The sequence below is a fragment of the Segatella copri genome, from assembly GCF_002224675.1.
Taxonomy (GTDB): Bacteria; Bacteroidota; Bacteroidia; order Bacteroidales; family Bacteroidaceae; genus Prevotella; species Prevotella copri_U.
In genome coordinates, this window is the sequence record NZ_NMPZ01000005.1 from 71,159 (window position 1) to 89,813 (window position 18,655).

General features: G+C 47.9%; 9 protein-coding genes. 3 read left to right on the plus strand and 6 right to left on the minus strand.

Annotated features, from left to right (window positions below):
* Positions 1-20: 20 nt before the first annotated feature.
* Positions 21-3,095: a SusC/RagA family TonB-linked outer membrane protein gene (locus tag CFT61_RS04435; protein ID WP_089543265.1), complete on the minus strand. Its 3,075-nt coding sequence runs from the start codon at positions 3,093-3,095 to the stop codon at positions 21-23.
* A gap of 254 nt (positions 3,096-3,349) precedes the next feature.
* Here CFT61_RS04435 and CFT61_RS04440 point away from each other — a divergent pair, with 254 nt between their 5' ends.
* From CFT61_RS04440 to CFT61_RS04450, 3 genes are all read left to right on the plus strand, one after another.
* The gene (locus tag CFT61_RS04440; RefSeq protein WP_089543266.1) at positions 3,350-7,381 is read left to right on the plus strand and encodes a hybrid sensor histidine kinase/response regulator transcription factor; all 4,032 of its coding nucleotides are present in this window, start codon (positions 3,350-3,352) and stop codon (positions 7,379-7,381) included.
* A gap of 86 nt (positions 7,382-7,467) precedes the next feature.
* Entirely contained in the window at positions 7,468-7,842 is a 375-nt protein-coding gene (locus CFT61_RS04445; RefSeq protein WP_006848032.1) for a RidA family protein, read from the plus strand.
* A gap of 53 nt (positions 7,843-7,895) precedes the next feature.
* Positions 7,896-8,696, plus strand: coding sequence for an ABC transporter ATP-binding protein (locus tag CFT61_RS04450; RefSeq protein WP_089543267.1), 801 nt, complete (start codon positions 7,896-7,898; stop codon positions 8,694-8,696).
* Between the two features lie 33 nt (positions 8,697-8,729).
* Here CFT61_RS04450 and CFT61_RS04455 read toward each other — a convergent pair whose 3' ends face one another.
* The 5 genes from CFT61_RS04455 to CFT61_RS04480 form a co-directional block, all read right to left on the minus strand.
* Positions 8,730-9,290 (minus strand): DUF5675 family protein, encoded by a 561-nt coding sequence (locus tag CFT61_RS04455; RefSeq protein WP_089543268.1) that lies wholly within the window; start codon positions 9,288-9,290, stop codon positions 8,730-8,732.
* A gap of 52 nt (positions 9,291-9,342) precedes the next feature.
* Positions 9,343-12,087, minus strand: a complete 2,745-nt coding sequence (locus CFT61_RS17190) for a hypothetical protein (protein ID WP_254918852.1) — start codon at positions 12,085-12,087, stop codon at positions 9,343-9,345.
* Positions 12,069-12,503: a hypothetical protein gene (locus CFT61_RS04470; RefSeq protein ID WP_089543269.1), complete on the minus strand. Its 435-nt coding sequence runs from the start codon at positions 12,501-12,503 to the stop codon at positions 12,069-12,071. Before CFT61_RS04470 ends, CFT61_RS17190 begins: the two co-directional genes overlap by 19 nt.
* A gap of 318 nt (positions 12,504-12,821) precedes the next feature.
* Positions 12,822-13,502, minus strand: a complete 681-nt coding sequence (locus tag CFT61_RS04475; RefSeq protein WP_089543270.1) for a hypothetical protein — start codon at positions 13,500-13,502, stop codon at positions 12,822-12,824.
* 263 nt (positions 13,503-13,765) lie between these two features.
* Entirely contained in the window at positions 13,766-18,622 is a 4,857-nt protein-coding gene (locus tag CFT61_RS04480) for a hypothetical protein (RefSeq protein ID WP_089543271.1), read from the minus strand.
* Positions 18,623-18,655: the final 33 nt, after the last annotated feature.

Genomic DNA, 18,655 nt, shown 5'->3' on the forward strand with positions numbered 1-18,655 from the left:
GTTATATGAACCTCCAGACCTTAGAACTCCAAGTTGAAGCCCATTACTACCTTTCTTGAGGTTGGATAACCGCCCTTGTCGATACCCATACCCACTACATCATTGGTAGAAACCTCAGGGTCGAAGCCTGGGTACTTGGTGATGGTGAAGAAGTCATCGAGAGATACATAGAGGCGCAAGTTGCTGATTGCCACCTTCTTGAGAAGGGTTCTCGGCAAGCTGTAGCCCAACTGAATCTGCTTAATCTTGAAATAAGATCCATCATATACCATTGCGCTGGATGTAGCATACTTGTCCATATTGTTGGCACCAGCACGTGGCTTGCTACCATTAGGATTGCTCTCCGTCCAACGGTCGTCATAGAAGAGTTCCTTCATCTTGTTGACCATAGGGAAGTCGGTACGGTTGATGCAGTTGAATATCTTGTTGCCTGATGCACCGGAACCAAATACTGCCAAGTCGAAACCTTTGTAAGCTGCGGTCAAGGTGATACCATAGGTGAAGTTTGGAATGGCACTGCCCAAGTCCATCTTGTCATCATCGGTCAAATCACCACTATCGTTCAGGTCGGCAAAAGTTGGATCGCCCGTCTTTGAGTCTATGCCTGTAAACTGATAGCCGCGGAAATAATACACAGGATAACCCTTCTCGAAGTATGTGAGAGGCACATTCATAAAGGTAGTACCCTGCAAACGGGTCAAGGATGGGTCGAGATAAGTAACCTCGTTCTTCAAGGTAGCGAGGTTGCCACGTACACTGTAGCTGAAATCACCGATGTTGTCTCTCCAACCGAGTTCAAACTCGAATCCCTTGTTACTTACGTTACCAGCATTGATAGGAGATGTGGTGCCGCCGATAACCAGAGATGGAGTGGTGCCACCCACGAGCAAGTCCTTGGTCTTCTTCACGAAATAGTCCATGCTGAAGTTCATTCTGCCTGCGAAGAGGAGCGCATCGATACCCAAGTCGGTCTGCTCTGATGTTTCCCACTTCAGTTTATCGTTACCCATACTGGATGGACTAACAGATGTTGTATAATTATTACCAGGAACCAACGGATAAATGCTACCCTGCGCCATATCGGTGCTGTAGGCATAGCCACTCAAGGCAGCCAAGCTACCATTCTGTCCCCAGCTGGCACGCAACTTCAAGCTAGTCACAACATCTCTCAAAGGCTCGAAGAACTTTTCCTCGGAAATGGTCCAACCTCCAGACACAGCTGGGAAATATCCCCAACGATTGGTAGCTGGAAGCTTAGACAAGTCGGCAGCATCTGCACGGAGGGAAGCCTGCAGATAATAACGGTTCTTATAATCGTAACTCAAACGGCCAAAGTAAGAATACTTGGCTGAGCGAGTTTTCTCACCACCTACAGACTTGGTAGCAGAAGCGGATGCGAAATTCAGATAGTAGAACAATGGATTGTTTTTCTTGACAGCGTCTTCACCATTAGCCTGCAAACCACCCTGCACGTAATCGTAGGTAGATTCCTGGAAAGACATACCAACCATGGCATTCACGGTATGGTCACCGAGTCTCTTCATATAGTTGGCAAAGTTTTCCCATTGATAATAGATAGAGGTAGAAGAAGATGCATTCTGATCTACATAATCACGGCTTTGCGTTGCATTTCCATAGAAAGGAAGTGAAGTGGAAGAACTGCGAGTACCCGACAAACGATAACCAAAGCGAGAAGTAATCACAAGATCCTTGATAGGCTTGAAATCTGCATAGATGGAACCATTCACATTGAATCCACTGTTGCGAGATATGCCATTGTCACGCATCACGAATGGGTTGAACTGCTCACCTGCATAGAAAGCTGACACGCCATAGTAGTTACCAGCCGCATTGGTCAAGAGATGCTTTCCGCTTGCCAAGGCACTAGCAACATGAGCAGGCAAGTTTCCACCCTCGTATGCAACGGGGGTCAATGGATCCATAGAAAGCACAGCTGCCATCATAGAACCATACTCAGAACCCTCTGAAACAGAACGAGCGTTATATTTTTCAATCTGGTTAGTAGTGCCCACCTTCAGCCATGGCTTGATCTGATATTCAGCATTGATGGTAGCGGTGAGACGACGATAGAGATCATTATTACCTCTTACCATACCATCATTGTCAAGATAAGTAAGCGAAAGATAGTAGTTGCCATTTTGGTTACCACCCGTAAAGCCCAGGTTGTGCTTCTGCATCTTACCCTTGCCATAGATGGCATCTACCCAGGAGGTATTGGTTGTTCCATCCCAATTCTTCAAGAGATAATCCTCGGTAAAGGTCTTACCTTCTTTCATATATTGGATATATTCTTCGGCATTGAGCAACTTAGGCTTTTTAGCAAGCGATTCGATGGCATATTGGAAATCATATGTTATCTTTCCACTACCCACAGAACCCTTCTTCGTAGTAATGAGAACCACGCCATTACCAGCCTCTGCACCATATATGGCAGCAGAAGCGGCATCCTTCAACACTTCCATAGATGCTATGTCATTAGGATCGATACCACTAATATCGCCTAGGCGCACACCATCTACTACATAGAGAGGATCGGAAGATCCATTGGAAGAGAAACCACGGATACGAACGGTTGGTGATGCACCCGGACGAGCAGAAGAAGAGACAATCTGTACACCTGCGGTCTTACCCTGAAGAGCAGACTTGGCATTGGTGATGGTACGATTCTCCATATCCTCTTTCTTCACCTGAGAGATGGCACCTGTTACAGAACTCTTCTTCTGAACGCCATAGCCTACAACCACCACATCATCGAGAACCTTGTTGTCTTCATGTAATGTAATCTTAAGCTTGGAAGAGTTGGCTAATACCTCTTTATTCTTATAGCCAAGATAAGAGAAGACAAGGGTCTTACCTTTTTGCACATGGATCGTAAAGTTACCATCCATATCGGTTACAGTGCCACCCTTGTTGTCTCCCTGCACACGCACGGTAACACCAATCAAAGGGTCGGCATTTTGGTCAACTACGAGACCAGCGACTTTCATCAGTTCCTGCGCCAAGGCAGCAGAACCGGAAATCATCAATAAGAACACGAAGGTCAGGAACCTTCTGTAATCATTCATTTTTCTCATAGATTTTACTCATTAAAGATAATACTTTGTTAGTTAAGCTTTTATTCTTGTAAATCAGTTGATTGTTTACGGCTGCAAAGGTATTGCTTTTTATCATACACCTTTTTCTAACTTGTTTTCTTGTGTTACGTTTTTGTTCAAAATGGGGTTTTCTATATGTTCAAAAACTTGCGTATTTGTTTAAAAAGTCTTATAAACCTTGTATATATCAAGGTTTTATAGTACTTTTGCAGCAACTATCAAAACCATCGATTATGAAACGAACAAAGGTATTTTATAACGTACTCATCCTCTTGGCAGCCCTTCTTCTTACTGATTGCCAGGACCAAAAAGACATCCCCGAAGTCTCTTCACCCGAGAAGAACCTCGTCCTGTCTGATCATATCTCCAACCAAAAGGTAAAGAGCATCTGCGAAGACAGATACGGACAAATCTGGATAGGTACCTTCCGTGGTCTCAACAAGTATGATGGCAACCAGTATCACCAATACTACTGCGTGGACGATTCACTGGGATTGCCCGACAACAATATTACCGACATTTATCGTGACTCCCACAACCGACTCTGGGTAGCCACCGTCAATGGCGTATGCCTATACCAGGCCAATGGCAATTTCAAACGAGTAAGTATCAATGGCAATAACAAGAACATCGAAAAAATCCTGGAAGACAAGGAGGGAAGAATCTTCCTTCTCACGACAACAGACCTATATCAATATGACGAAAAAAACAACAAAGCCATCACCAGGCTCTCCAAGATGGTGGAGAAGAACTGCTATAACTACTCTTGCCATATAGACCGAAAAGATGTGATGTGGATTGTTACCTCTTACTCTGTCAAGGGATATCGCACCCAAGACCTCAAACTTATCGTCCAAAGCCCTGTACAGAGTTATCCCATCGCCTCTTTTCTCCTCGATGGGCATCAGCTCTACATCTCTGGCTACAATGGAATGCAACTCTTTGATACGGATACCAGGAAATGGCAACATCTCCCTGCAGCATTGCAAGGCTTGCAAATCCCCAACGACATGGTCAACTGCATCCATCCCTATGGTGCAAAAGGCAACCTTCTGCTTAGCACCACCAAGCACGGATTACTCTATTTCAATGCCCAGAAGGGAACCATCCTGCCACAAAGCGACAAGAATTTCCCATTCGAAGTGCCTGATATGGAAGTCAACAAGATGTTAACCGACTCCAAGGGCAACCTTTGGCTTGGTTCTGAAGACGATGGCGTAAAAACCATCTATAGATACAAGGATATGTTTAATAGCATGCCTGCCCTTCAACGTGCCATCGGCAAACAGCCCGTACTCTCCGTAGCCACCGACAGGAATCATCACCTTTGGATTTCTACCAAGAAGAACGGACTCTATATGTATGACTTGCAAACCCAGCAACTCAAGGACATACCGATGATTTCCTATAGCAACGGCAACAGGAAGAATGCCACCACCAACATCTTTGTGGATAGCAGCAATCATCTATGGCTAGCCAATGGCGACCATGTGGCAAAGTACCAATACGATGGCAACAATCTCAACAAGGTAGCCTCCTACCCTTGCTTCATGCCTATGGACATCTGCCAAGATGCAAAGGGAAACATCTGGGTATCCACGGCATCCGTCAACATCTACTGCATTTCAGCACAAAGTGGAGAGATGACCAAAAAACAACTCTTCCCTACCACTTTCTGCTTCATTCCCAGCATCATGCTCTTGCAGAATGGCAGCATGCTCATATCTGCCTTCTACAGACCTATCCTGGAAATGAATGGAAACAACTTCGATGTCCAAGAGTTTAAAGTGAATCCGGATGACTGGAAAAAGTGCATCAAGCGAAGTGTGTATATCCCTACCAAGAACTATCAAGACCGCAAGGGCAACATCTGGTTGGGTACAGTTACCAACGGACTCTTGAAGTATGACGCAAAGAGCCGCAAGCTGACCACCATAGCAGGAATCTCCTGCTCCGACATTTCCAGCATCGAGGAAGATAGAGATGGAAACATTTGGGTTAGTACGCTGTATGGACTCAACAAGATAGATGGAAAAACAGAAAAGGTAACCACCTACAACGAGGCTGACGGTGTGAAAGGCTTCCAATTCTACGATAGGGCTTCGTGCAAGCTATCAGATGGAACACTCATCTTCGGCGGCACCCAGGGACTCACCATCTTCAATCCGCAAAACGTAAACACGAACCAACAGATAAGTCTGCTTTTCGAAACACTCAAGGTACATAATGAGATTATGCTTCCCGGCAAGAACGGATGCATCGAGGAGAGTATGGAGGAATCACCCCATATCCACCTAAGCTACAAACAAAACAGCTTCAGCATCGCCTTTTCGGCCATCGACTACAGCGACTACAAGCACATCCATTACTTCTACCAAATGGCAGGATTCGACAATACATGGATTGATGCAGGCAATAACAACGAGGCGTACTACTCTAATCTGCCAGCTGGCAACTATACCTTCAAGGTCAAGATGGTAGGCAACGACTCCGACAATATCATCGCCGAAAAAAGCATACAGGTAAGCATCGCCCCTGAGCCTTGGAACTCCTGGTGGGCATGGTGCCTATACCTTATTATAATGGGATGCGTCGGCTTCGTGATCTATCGGCAGAAGATGCGCATCAGCATTGAGAAGAACATGGTTCAAAAGGCTAAGGATGAGAAGGAGCAGGAACAGCGCATCAACAAGATGAACATGAGTTTCTTCGCCAACATCTCGCATGAGTTCCGGACACCACTCACCATGATTTCGGGACCAGTGGAACAACTCTGTGAAAGTGAAAGCATCAACAAGCACGACAAGTTGCTATTGAACATCATCAACCGAAGCGTGGATAGAATGCTGAGACTCGTCAACCAGTTGCTCGACTTCAACAAGTTGGAGAACGACACACTCCGCTTGCACGTCAAGCAAACCGACATTATCTCCGAGATGAAACGCATCATGGACCTCTTCATCGTGAATACCGAGGAGAAAGGTATCACCTTGAACTGTCACGGACTAGAAGGTTCCTACCTGATGCTTCTGGATTCCGACAAACTGGAAAAGATTATCAACAACCTGATGTCCAACGCCATGAAGTTTACCCCTCGTGGCGGTAAGATAGATGTATCTTTCGACACCGGTACCACTAACAAGGGAGTACAGATCATCACCATCACAGTGGCTGATACCGGCAAGGGAATCCCACAGAATGAGGTGGAGAATATCTTCAAGCGATATTATCAGTTGAACAACCAGTCCACAGGCACCATCAACTGGGGTACAGGCATCGGACTCTACTATGCCCGCAGCCTGGCCATCCTTCACCATGGCGATCTAAAGGCGGGCAATCGCAAGGACTGCCAGGGAGCCATCTTCACCGTTACCCTGCCTACCGAGGAGAGCCTCTATGCCGCCAACGAGAAAGCCCCTTTGGAGCAAGACCAGAAGATGGCTTTTCCACTGCACGACAGTCAGAAAGTGGCAGACAAGGTAAGTCAAGACAACAGTACAGACAACCGTCCGAAAATACTTATCGTAGATGATGACACCGAAGTGGTGCATTATCTTCGCACCCTCCTGGCGTCATCCTATCGCATCATCTATCGTTTCGATGCCGAGAGTGCCTTGAAGGCGACAAGGGAGGAAGAACCTAGCCTCATCCTCAGCGATGTGGTGATGCCGGGAATGAGCGGCTATGATCTCTGCAAGGAAATCAAGCAAGACATCCAGCTCTGCCATATCCCAGTCATCCTGGTAACGGCAAAGACCACCACCGAAAACCAAGTGGAGGGTCTGAACAGTGGAGCTGATGCCTACGTTACCAAACCATTCACCCCCAAGGTTCTCCTGGCAATGATCAACTCGCAACTCACCAACCGCGAGAAGACCAAGACCATCCTGACCAACGCCACGGAGACCGACAAGAACGTGGAGGAAGTACTGTCGCCACAAGACAAACTCTTTATGGATGAACTCTATCATATGATGGAGCAGGAACTGGCCAACTCGGAATTGGATGTCAACAAGGTAACGAAACTGATGCACATCTCCCGCACAAAGCTCTACTACAAGGTCAAGGGACTCACAGGAGAGAATCCAAGCGTCTTCTTCAAGACCTATAAGCTCAATCGTGCCGCCACCCTCATCGTGGAGGGCAAGTACAACATCTCGGAGATTGCCTATATGACGGGATTCAACACCCTGTCTCACTTCTCAACCAGCTTCAAGAAGCAATTTGGATGTACACCGAGCGAATATAGTAAGAAAACTTATTAAATTTCGATGCGAAATAGGTCCGTTTTGGCGAAAAATGCTTATCTTTGCATCCAGATTGATTTAATAATAGAAAAAGGAAATTAATTATGAACGCAATTCACACAGACAATGCGCCTGCAGCTATCGGTCCATATAGCCAGGCGATCGAAGTAAACGGTTTCGTATTTGCATCAGGTCAGATTCCTATCGACCCTGCAACAGGCAATTTCGTAGAGGGTGGCATCAAGGAGCAGACTCGTCAGAGCCTCACCAATGCCCAGAACATCCTGAAGGCAGCCGGTACCGACCTTTCTCACGTAGTGAAGACTACCGTTTATCTGAACAGCATGGACGATTTCGCAGCCATGAACGAGGTTTATGCCGAGTTCTTCAGCCAGCCATATCCAGCCCGTTCAGCCGTAGCCGTAGAGAAGTTGCCTAAGGGCGCACTCGTAGAGGTTGAGGTTTTGGCAGCTAAGTAATTCCTGCATTCCAGGAATCACAGGTCCGAAAACAACAAGGAAAAATATTTTTGATGGAATCCTGCATTACATTCAAGAATCTAAGCATTGGCTATCGTCCGAAGCATCAGCTCCGGGTGATAGCCTCTGCTGTTTCTGCCTCCCTGCATCCGGGCGAGCTCACCTGCCTCATCGGTGCCAACGGAGTGGGCAAATCCACCCTGCTCAGAACCCTTTGCGGTTTCCAGCCAGCCCTGGATGGCGAAATCCTTCTTCAGGATCAGCCTCTTTCCGCTTATTCGGCGCAGCAGCTAGCCCGTCAGATTGGCGTGGTTCTCACCTCCCGCATCGATGTTCCCCAGCTGTCTGTCAAGGAGATTGTAGGCATCGGCAGGTCTCCCTACACCAATTTCTGGGGCACCCTGACTCCGGCAGATCAGCAGATAGTGGATGAAGCCATCCATCAGGTCGGCATCCGTCACCTCGCCCAGCGCAACATCTCCGAGCTGAGCGATGGCGAGCGCCAGAAGACGATGATAGCCAAGGCGCTTGCCCAGCAGACCCGCATCATCATTCTCGACGAGCCTACCGCCTTCCTCGATTTCCCCAGCAAGGTAGAAACCCTTCAGATGCTCCGCCGCCTGGCACACGAGCAACACAAGGCAATCCTGCTCTCCACCCACGATGTAGAGCTGGCGCTGCAGCTCTCCGACAGTCTCTGGCTGATGGAGCAGAACCGTCTCTCCATCGGCACCCCGAAGTCGCTTGCCGCCGATGGTTCCCTCTCGAGATTCATAGATCGCGACGGCATCCGGTTCAACCCGGAAGGAATGAAGATTGAAATAGAAAATGCAGCGCACTGCAAATTTTCCTAGTTTCCATAAGAAATTTGCAGCGCACTGCATTTTTTAGATGATGGTAATCCAGATACCTTCCCCCTGATTCTCAGCCGCATGGATGCGCTTCATCAGACGATGAAGCCAGATACGGGAGTTCACCACCATACCTTTTACCCTGTTCTCGCCCACCAGAATGCAGCCCTGGGTATCTTCGGGCTTGTTGCCGACATGAATTCGGATGCCCTCGAAACCGGGAACACCCTGCACATACGGCAGCCACTTCTTGAATCGGGGCGACTTGGTGATGAGCACACGATACGAGCCCTCGGGGATGGCGGTATGGCCCGGAATCTTTCTTGCCACCTTGCCGCTCTCTCTGCTGAAGCGGGCATTCACTTCCTCGGGCTGGAGCTCCACGCCCTTCAGGTTGCGCCACGTTGGCTCCAGGGTATCACAGAAGTAGCTGTCCTTAGACAACTTCTCCAAATCAAAACTATGTTCGAAACTGCGCTTGTCGCCGGCAGTCTTGCCCGACAGCGCCTTACGTTTCACATCACCATCAGCCAACAGATACAGTCGGCCGATGGTATAAGTATTCTTCTTTGCGATTCTTTCTACAACAATTTCCATATACAATAGATTTTTTCGTTCATTATTTTCAAGAATATTTTCCTGATGCGATTCAATCCCCACTCTTGGAATGGGTTTTGATAAAAACTGAGTATTTGAGTAACTGAGTATTTGAGTCTTTCTCCTTCACCTTGATGTAGCCACGGAAGAGCCAGTTGTTCAGCATTTTCATCGTGCCCTTCGCACTCATCTTATGCTCAACTCTCAAGGCTTCCACCTGCTGATAGTTGAACTCCTCTGGCAGGAATCCCAGGATACTTGCCGGACCTCTCTTGCTCTCCTGATCGCACTCCTGTTCCGCCTTCTTGATGGCATCACCGAAGAAACGCATCTTGCAGTAGAGGTCGTAACGCTCGCTCCAGCGGATGAAATCCTCAATCTCCGGCTCCCACTGGTAACCGTTCGCCACATAGAGCACACATGCCTTCAGATAGCCGATTACGTTGGCACGGAAGCTCAGATTCTCATAGACCCTATCCTGCGACAGACGGGAGAATTCCGCATTCTCATCCTTCAGCACCTCGGCAAGATGAAAAGCCTCCTTGCACTCCACCAGCCCCGAAGCCATACAGAGATTATCGATGTAAGGTTTCAGAGAATTTCTGAATTCCTCATCATAGGTTCCATAGATAGGAATGTCCTCGCCGATGTCTCTTTCCGGGATGGTGCAGAAGTTGATACGGGAAACCGGACCGTCGGTCAGCACACGCTTGAAATACCTGATGCCTTTATGGATGGTGGTAGAAGCATTCCAGTTGAAACGGATGGTGACACGTTCGGTGACACTTTGGGTTCCGACTCGCGTTTGTCCATATAAGTTACCTGGATCAAAGGCGAGACACATGATGCGGAACTGCTGAAAACCGCTACCTTTGAGTGCATCAAACTGGTCGATTTCGTTCAGCGAAGTATAAAGGAAATGTTCCTTGGCTTCAGCGGTACGCATCACGAAGGCTGGGTTGGTCATATCGGCATCAATCTCCTGGATAATCAGATTCTCAGGGCGTTTGCGCTTATCCTTGTTGGCACCCTTACGCATCATTTCATCCTTCCATTCCTTCTCACGCTTCAGGTTTTCCTGGTCGCGCTTACGGATATCCTCCATGATGAAATCGATAGGCTTCTGTACGCAACTTTTACCTGCGCCTGTGCCTGCAAGCAGACAGGTCATCAGGGTAGCTTCGTGCTCCACGTTATCGATATATCTGAATCTGGTTCTCCAGAGATGGGTAGCGAGCGAAGGAAAAATGGCGTGCGCCACAGCCGGCTGATAGATTTCCGGAGTCTTGGATATCAGCAGCTCCACCAGTTTCGGCAGCTTCTTCGGCATCGGAGGCGGAGCAGGATACTCCTCGTCTTCGGAACTTTGAACACAGAGATTTGAACCCGTCAGGCTTGCCGGGGATTTGCAATCCCCGGCAAGCGAGTTATAACCATTTTGTCCAGCAAGAAAGTCCCTCGTCAGGCGTTCCGGGGATTTGCAATCCCCGGCAAGCAAGCTCTTAGCAGCCTGCTCCGCCTGAGCATTCACCCGAATCACATCCCTCGAAAACGGCTTGGAGCTGTCCCCATATTTCGCATAGAAATCGTGAATCAGCTGATGGCAGTCATTCTCCTGATAATAGCTCGGCATTCTCTTCGCCACTACCTTCATCAGTTCCTCCTCACTCATCACACGAGAAGCGCCAGCACTCATAATAGCGAGCAGAGAGGAATGCCTGGACCCGATGGTATCGATATTCATCCCCTTCAGTCCTGCGGATTCCTGGAAGAGGTCGAAGGCTATCAGATTCTTGGCATCAGCATTCTGAGAACCTCCAGTATGGCTGATATAATCATCATCAGCACGATGGCTATTACCAGATTGGGCAGGCTGAATAGCAGCGCCAGAAGAAACAGCAGAATGGCTGTCAGTGCCCTGAAATCGATTGTCTTGAACATCGTCATTACTTTGAACTTTAACATTTGAACTTTGAACTTTATGATTACTATCGCTAGGTACTTGCCCCTGGAAGTCTCCCGCCAGGTGTTCCGGGGATTTGCTATTAGGTACTTGCCCCTGAAAGTCCCCCGCCAGGCGTTCCGGGGATTTGCAATCCCCGGCAAGCAAGCTGTAGCGAGCCGTCCCCTTACCATCAATCGTAAGCCCACGCTTGAGAAATGCCTCTCTGCGGGCTTGAATCTCCTCATCCGGCAGAACCCCATACCACTCCTTGGAGCGGTAGATCTCCGAGTCCTTATCCGTGATAAAGATGATTCTCTCCGGCGTGATGCAGCTTTTATCGTAGGGAATCCCAGCCGCCTCGCAATACGCCTTCTGCGTCTCCTCTATCGTCATACCCATCGGCATACGGATATCAATATGCAGCTTCTTTCTAGCCGAATATTCCAGATGCAGCAGTTTCCCCTTCCATATCGTGTTACTGCAGTTCAGCTCACGAGCCTTCTCCAGGGCAGCATCCACATAATCCACATCATCCACATCAATAGTCGTCTGGAAGAGGAAACTTTCAGGATCCGCATCCTCACTGGAGCGGTGATTATTCCTGAACTTAGAATAATGAATGGCACGGATAGGCAGCTGCTTCTTCAGCCCCTCTCTAGCCTTCTTCACCGCCTTCTCATCACCAGCATCTACGCCGGGGATAGCCTTCTCCCCACGTATCTGCGCAATCACACCCTTCAGCCACGGCTGTGCTATCAGGGTGTCATAGACATACAGGGGCTGGGAAGAATTCAAGCTTCCCATATTGCCCTTGCGTGCCGGATTCAGAGCCATTACTTGTACTGTTCCCATGCTATATCCTCCTTGAAATGTTTAGCCTTGCCCTTCATCTCCATCATCTCTTTGTAGAGATATTTCAGAATATCCGACTTGTGCATTTCCTTCGGGAAAGAGAAGGAGACGAACACACGCTGCATCGAGGTACGGAGGGCACCATGCGAGGTATGGATAATCTCCGTATATAGCTTCCCGCCCGACTGTGCGTAAGGCTTGAAGTCGAGCTGGTCGCCGCATTCGCCACCGCTGCAGATCATTCTGCCCGGAATCACCTTTGGCACCTCGCAGATGGTTTCCGCATCGTTCCAGGGAGCCTTGCGGATAGCTACGTTACCACACTCGTCAGTAATGATACTGGCATCTACCTTCTGGGCGTTCAAAAGCGCCTGTACAGCAGCCTCTGCAGCTGCAGAAAAACTTTTCTTGCTCATATATATTGAAGTTTTAGAAAGATATGTTGTTAATTAGAAATACTCTCCATTCATACTCCGGATGCTTGAAAACATACGGCTTCATATTGTTCTTATCCATATTCATATATGTATTATCACGTTGGGGCTGCGACTATCCGCTAAATTCCGTACCAGGAAATGGTACCGGTTTTCCAGATACAGAAAAGCCCCGCAACCAGACTTTATCATCTGATTGCGAGGCAAAGGTACGGCGAAATCCGATACTGACCAAGCAAATAACCCTGCGGTTATTTCGAGGGTTATAAAGTTATAACGAGGGTTATTTCTGAGCCGTTTTCAAGCAATTTTTTCGTCGATTCCCAACAGATTTCTGAAGCAAACCACCACATGGGTCATCGCGATATAAGGTTCTTTCTTCACGTTTCCCATCGGAGCATATCCCCATTTATCGAATGGTTTCATATAACAATCCGAGTTGCTGATCTGCTTCAGATCACCCTGCGTCAGCTTCACTCTGAAAGCTCCCGGGTGAATCGTATCTATCCAGTTACAGAAACCCTTGTAGTCATTCTCTCCTATTAAATGCAAATCTACGGCTACTCTGAACACGGCAATCCAGTGGCGCTGAATCTTGAATATGTACTTGCCAGATTCATCTACAGACTCCATCAGCTGGTCGATGGCATAAGCAAACTCCTGCTCAGATATACGCTTGGGGGTCAATTCGCCATTCTTGGCTTTCATATACTTACCAAACTCATCAATATCCTGAGCATGTGCCACCACACGTTCTATCTGCTCTTCTAAATCAAGATGATGCTTGCGGCTGCATTCCATCAGTAAATGTTTGCAGAAAATCGCCTCTTTATATTCATGGGTATCATTCATTACATCAACGATCAGGTTAACCATACCCATGGCACCTTTTTGATAGCCCGGCTGGTTGACAAAGTTCTTGGCTTCCTCATCATCAGGAGCCCAGTGATTGCTTTTTGGTTTTTGTTTTTCTTCTTTCATATTATTATGGTTTTTAAGTATATGCAAAAGCCCCGCCTAGCGAGAGCGTTTTACTCTGCTAGGCGGGGCTTGCGTTCCTTATTGTTATGTTGTTACTCTTTCGGGAAAGACTATTATAAAAGCCCTGCCGGCTTTCACAAGCTGGCAGGGATAATTATAAGTAAATGATGTAATATGAAGGAGGCATATTCACATATACCTGCTATCAATAGGCTCTAATCCATCAAATATCTTTGTGCAGCTATTCGCTATTCTGATTTCACTTAGAAAATCATCTTATAGTCCTTACTGCTACCATCTGTCAATTCTATGTGTATGATTTGAATGCCTGTGGCTATGCTCGCCTTTAAACACCTTGAACCATTTCCCTGTACCCTGCTGATGATTCTGCCATTCAGGTCTATGACCTTGACACTCTTGAGCAGACCGCTGGCAGATTGCACGAGGACAGAAGAACCTTCCTGAACAACACTGATGCGCTGATCAGTATCAACAGATGTCACATCTGTACTTCCATAACGGCTTCTGATAACAAATCTGCCTAATGAGGTCTCGGCATCCGCAATCATGACAGGAGAATCGAGTGAATAATCGGCACCCGAAAGCATATCATGGAGAACATATCCGCTCATATCAACACCCTGAATAGGTTTTACCTCGATACGGATGCTATCCTTTTGCGACAGATAGATTCCTAAAGGTGTATCTCCAGTCATCGGAAGGATATCGTAAGCGTGACTCTGCTGAATACCAAATACCTTCAAAGGTGACTTCACTTCACTATCCAGAAGAGTTGGAACCAATACAGAGTTCTTGAAAGAAGAACCGGCAGAAACATCATAAGCAGTTTCTGAATTCTCCATCACCAGCATAGCTGCTGATTTGCTTCGCGTCTTCAGGCTTTCCACACACACTTTCAGTCCCTTGGCTTCAGTAGGTTTACTTTCCTCAGTAGCCTTCTTGCTTCCACCAATCATTTCTGGGGTGAGCAGCAGGGTGATTTGCTTACTCGCCGCATCATTTGTGGTAACATAGAATGCCTGCATTGGGGCGATGGTGGTGGCGTTGCCCGTAGAAGCGTCCTTGCTTACAGTCTGCTCTTCCATACCTCCTGATTCATTCTCTACTTCCACCTTCACACTGTTCACGTTCTCATTCACCTCCAGGAACTTCTTGATATTCAGGCGGCTCATGAATGGGTTGCCCAGCACGAAGGTCTGCGTAGGAATATCCGATTTCAGCGTAATATAATACTCGCTCTGCCCCACGAACACCGTGCGGTGCTCCGTCACTTCCTTGCCTTCCGACAGATACTTATATTCCATCGTCAAGTTGCCTTCCTGCGGAGAATCCGATTCGTAGATGAAGCGGTTTATCTTATCTGCATCTTTCGTCACTGTTTCACTAGCCACTTTCTCCTGATCGTAATCCACGAAGTAACTATATTCTTTATGCGCCTTAGGCAGGCGGATACTGAACTTATTGGTAGCCGGCAGATTGCCGTTGTCTATCCACATAGAGAAGCCTTCACCCATGCCGTAAGGCTTAGCCACGGCATTGAAGTTGTGCGACCAGGTGGCCTCGTTCACGGCAAGCGTTTCATCCGTCAAAACCGGATTTTCCTTGCTGTCTAGCGAATAAATCTTACCCGGATGCGCAGCCGCCCAGAGGCGCTGGTAGATGCTCGGATTGAAGCGCTGTTCCTTCCAGTTTCCTTCGTTCAGATCCTCGAAGTATTTCGCCTTCGTGGTGTCGGCAGGCATGAACATATCGCCCGTGTACATCTGCTTGAGCGGTGCACTCAGCAGATAGTAATGGTTCGGCTTCTGCTCCAGTTCTACCCATGCCTTGCGATAGTTGAGCGATGGCACGTTATCCACCGCCGAACGGGGTTCGAAGAAGATGTCCTTGCAGCAGTAGTCGGCTGGCTTCACTGGCGTGCCCAGCATTGGGAAGTTATCGGCATCCGACGAGATGATGGCGTTGGTGCAGCAGTAAGGCGAACCGTCGCTCCAGTTGTCCCACTTGTTCCATTCATTGGTAGATGCACTCGGAAGCCATCGGGTCTGTAATGGATGAACCTGATATACTACTGAAGAGAGTGGCGTCCAGCTGCCGTCGAAGAAGGTGAGCTGATATTCGCCCGGCTTCTTGGTGATATAAGAATATTTTATATTGTTCTTGGTGTCTGATGTAGAATGCAGAGACACGATGCCATTATCTCCCGCATTCTTATCACCGAAGTAAAGATGATAATCTACTCCGGTCAATCCGGTAGCAGTTACGACAATCGTATCTCCTACGCATACATTGTTGACAACGATATCATCTACACCATTTACGCACGAGTTGTTGTCCTTACAGTCAGGAATACCATCATTATCAATATCACCACGTGTCACGAGTCCGTAGAATTTCTGCACATCCAATGCGCCTACAATTTTGCCTAAAGTAAATCGCACCTCGTCATACGCTTTCTTTGGCTGAAGGAAGAGGATATTCTTATCGCCATAACCCGCTACTTTAGCGGAAATCACCTTCCAGTCGGTAAATTTATCTCCCGTAGAATTACCTTCTTTGAAGGTTTCTACCGTTAGCCAGTCTCCTACGTTTACGGCTGCCAGGAAAGTCTTGTTGTCAATGACAATTCCCAGCTGATGATGATAGTCGAGTGTTCTACCCATCTTTACGGCGAATGTTTGACCAACTCCCAGACTTACCGTATTGGCAACCGCCATATAGGTATTCAAGTCATCATCCACCAGATAACCTAAGTTATCATCTACAGTAGCCACACTCACCGCTCCGCCAAATTTGGTTTCATTAGCATTGATGGTAGTATGTGAATGATTATGCGACATCACCATACTGCTACATGCAAGTGGCGAAGAACAGTCGTCGGAAGCCTCCTCGATAAAGGCATAGTAGATACGGAGTTTAGAAACGCCCAGATTGACTGCACCCGAATACCAGAGTTGGAACTCGTCCATCTGGGTTGGCTTTCCATTCTTGTCAATGGAAGGCACCTCGATGGAATATCTCACTTTCTGCACTTTCTCTGAACCTATCAGGTCGGCACTGATGGCATTGTTCTCGTCTATCAGATGGCTATATATTTCCTCGCCGTTATGATAGCATCTTATATGCAAGAACTCCAGTGCATGCAGGTTCAGCACCGTTCCCGTGGCTTCTACCACGAATCCGATGCGCTTGGGTTGAGCTCTCTTGACGGCTTCCGGCTCTGATTCACCTTCGTGTCGGCCGGTAGCATCATATATCAGACTATTCTCCTCTATTCTTTTGATACCGATGATGCCCAGGTTGTTGCCCAGGTTGAGACCGCTGATGTATTCTGCATACGAAGTATCATCCTTGTTGAGAATATTCTGAGGATTTTGGAGGTCGGAAATGGAAATCAGCGAACCTGAGGTAGCGTGCTTGTCGGTGGAGAGAGCATAGACGGCTTTTTCAGTATCGTTGATAAGCGGTTTGCCGCAAGTTGTATTTCCATCATTAAAACCACCTACGGTAATGGTGGTTTCATCATAACATCCGTCCTGAGCCGTGGCCTTGAAGGTATATTTACCAGGTCCCAGATTGGTAACTTGACCAGCAGAGGTAACCTTTACAGGTGTGGTGGCAAGAATATCGTTATTTTTCAAATCCCATGCATTCACCAGCTCCCATGTTACGCTCACCTTGGGGTTGGAGCGAAGGTTGAAGGAAGTCTGCGATGGGCAGACATTGCTGCTGATGGTAGGGTTGATGGGACACCGATGGGATACATCTGGAGCCATTCTTACGAATCCGTAATGGATACCCATGGCGCCCACGTTGACTCCGAGCACCGTGAGGAATCTGATTTCGCATCCCGAAAACGGCACCTTTGCCTTGATGCTCACCGTTCCGTCGCCAATCTGCACCAGCGAGAGGTTGAGCACCTGGGCAGAAATGGTCTCTTCCTGCACCTTGTTTCCCTTGTGGTCGAAGAGCAGCACGTTAATCCATGTACCCGCCGTGAGGCTCAGCACAGCATCCATCTTGTATTTGAAGCCAGCCTCCATGCCCGCCTCGAATGCTTCGCCTTGCGGGTTCTTGTCGTTCTTCATCATAAACTTGGCTCCTCCCTGGTAACCCACGTTAAGAAGAGGGACGATGGTGGCGAAATTGTCCAAATTATCATCTGTCATCTTCTTTATATCGTCGTCCAGGAAAGGCAGGGGGATGCCGAGGAGAATAGGGCGCCAGCCTTTCATCTCTTGGAGCGACACCTGCTTGTCGCCCTCGGAATATTCGTTGTATTTTTGGATGCCTCCATCGGTGATGGTAAACTCCGTAGGCTCGCCCACGAAGGCATATTTGATTTTCAGAATATTCGCCACTTCTGCCTGGATACCGCCCGAGCAGTCGAGACTGATTTCATCGAAGAGCCAGTCGCTTTCTGCCGTCAACATAGCGCAGATGTTGTCGGAACCCGGTATCTGGAGCAGCTTCAGTGTTACTCCCGAACCATCCTGTCCTTCCCTTACCGCCTTCACACCCTTCAGTTTGCCGTCGCGATAGAATCCGATGGAGAATGCCTTGATTACATCGAGGCTCAGCACGCTGCTACCCGAACCAGCCACGATGGCAAAGCCTGCCACCGTTCCCTTGGAATAGTAATTATCCATATCTTTTACACTTACTATCGGGTCTACGGTTACGCCTGCTCTTACCACGGAGTTCACCTGTGCATAGTTGTCGAGTGAATCGTCGGTAAGGGCGCCCATATTCTTGGTCCAGCTGCCTACGCCTACCACACCAATCAATTTGTTAATGGTGCACGATTCGCCTGTAAGGGCACGGCGGTTGCGCAGCTCACGGAATGTCATGTTGCCATATTTGGGGTCATTGTTGAACTCCACAAAATGTTTCTCCAGCGTGTCGGTTGGCAGATCATCCCAGTTGTTGGTCCAGATGGGTTTCTTGCAGTTCATGAACGAGTCTCTAACGGCAGCACTCTCGAAATAGGGACTGGTGTTGTCATCCTTGGGTTGTGCCGCCTGGATAGAGGCGGGCACAGCCAGCAGGAATGCCAACAAAAATGATATGAAAGTTTTGTATATAAAATGCAGTTTCATTGTCTGTTTGATTTTAAAACATAGCATAATGTC

Coding starts and splice junctions, on each gene's coding strand:
- CFT61_RS04435 (WP_089543265.1), bottom strand. CDS start 3,095: ATGAGAAAAATGAATGATTACAGAAGGTTCCTGACCTTCGTGTTCTTA.
- CFT61_RS04440 (WP_089543266.1), top strand. CDS start 3,350: ATGAAACGAACAAAGGTATTTTATAACGTACTCATCCTCTTGGCAGCC.
- CFT61_RS04445 (WP_006848032.1), top strand. CDS start 7,468: ATGAACGCAATTCACACAGACAATGCGCCTGCAGCTATCGGTCCATAT.
- CFT61_RS04450 (WP_089543267.1), top strand. CDS start 7,896: ATGGAATCCTGCATTACATTCAAGAATCTAAGCATTGGCTATCGTCCG.
- CFT61_RS04455 (WP_089543268.1), bottom strand. CDS start 9,290: ATGGAAATTGTTGTAGAAAGAATCGCAAAGAAGAATACTTATACCATC.
- CFT61_RS17190 (WP_254918852.1), bottom strand. CDS start 12,087: ATGGGAACAGTACAAGTAATGGCTCTGAATCCGGCACGCAAGGGCAAT.
- CFT61_RS04470 (WP_089543269.1), bottom strand. CDS start 12,503: ATGAGCAAGAAAAGTTTTTCTGCAGCTGCAGAGGCTGCTGTACAGGCG.
- CFT61_RS04475 (WP_089543270.1), bottom strand. CDS start 13,502: ATGAAAGAAGAAAAACAAAAACCAAAAAGCAATCACTGGGCTCCTGAT.
- CFT61_RS04480 (WP_089543271.1), bottom strand. CDS start 18,622: ATGAAACTGCATTTTATATACAAAACTTTCATATCATTTTTGTTGGCA.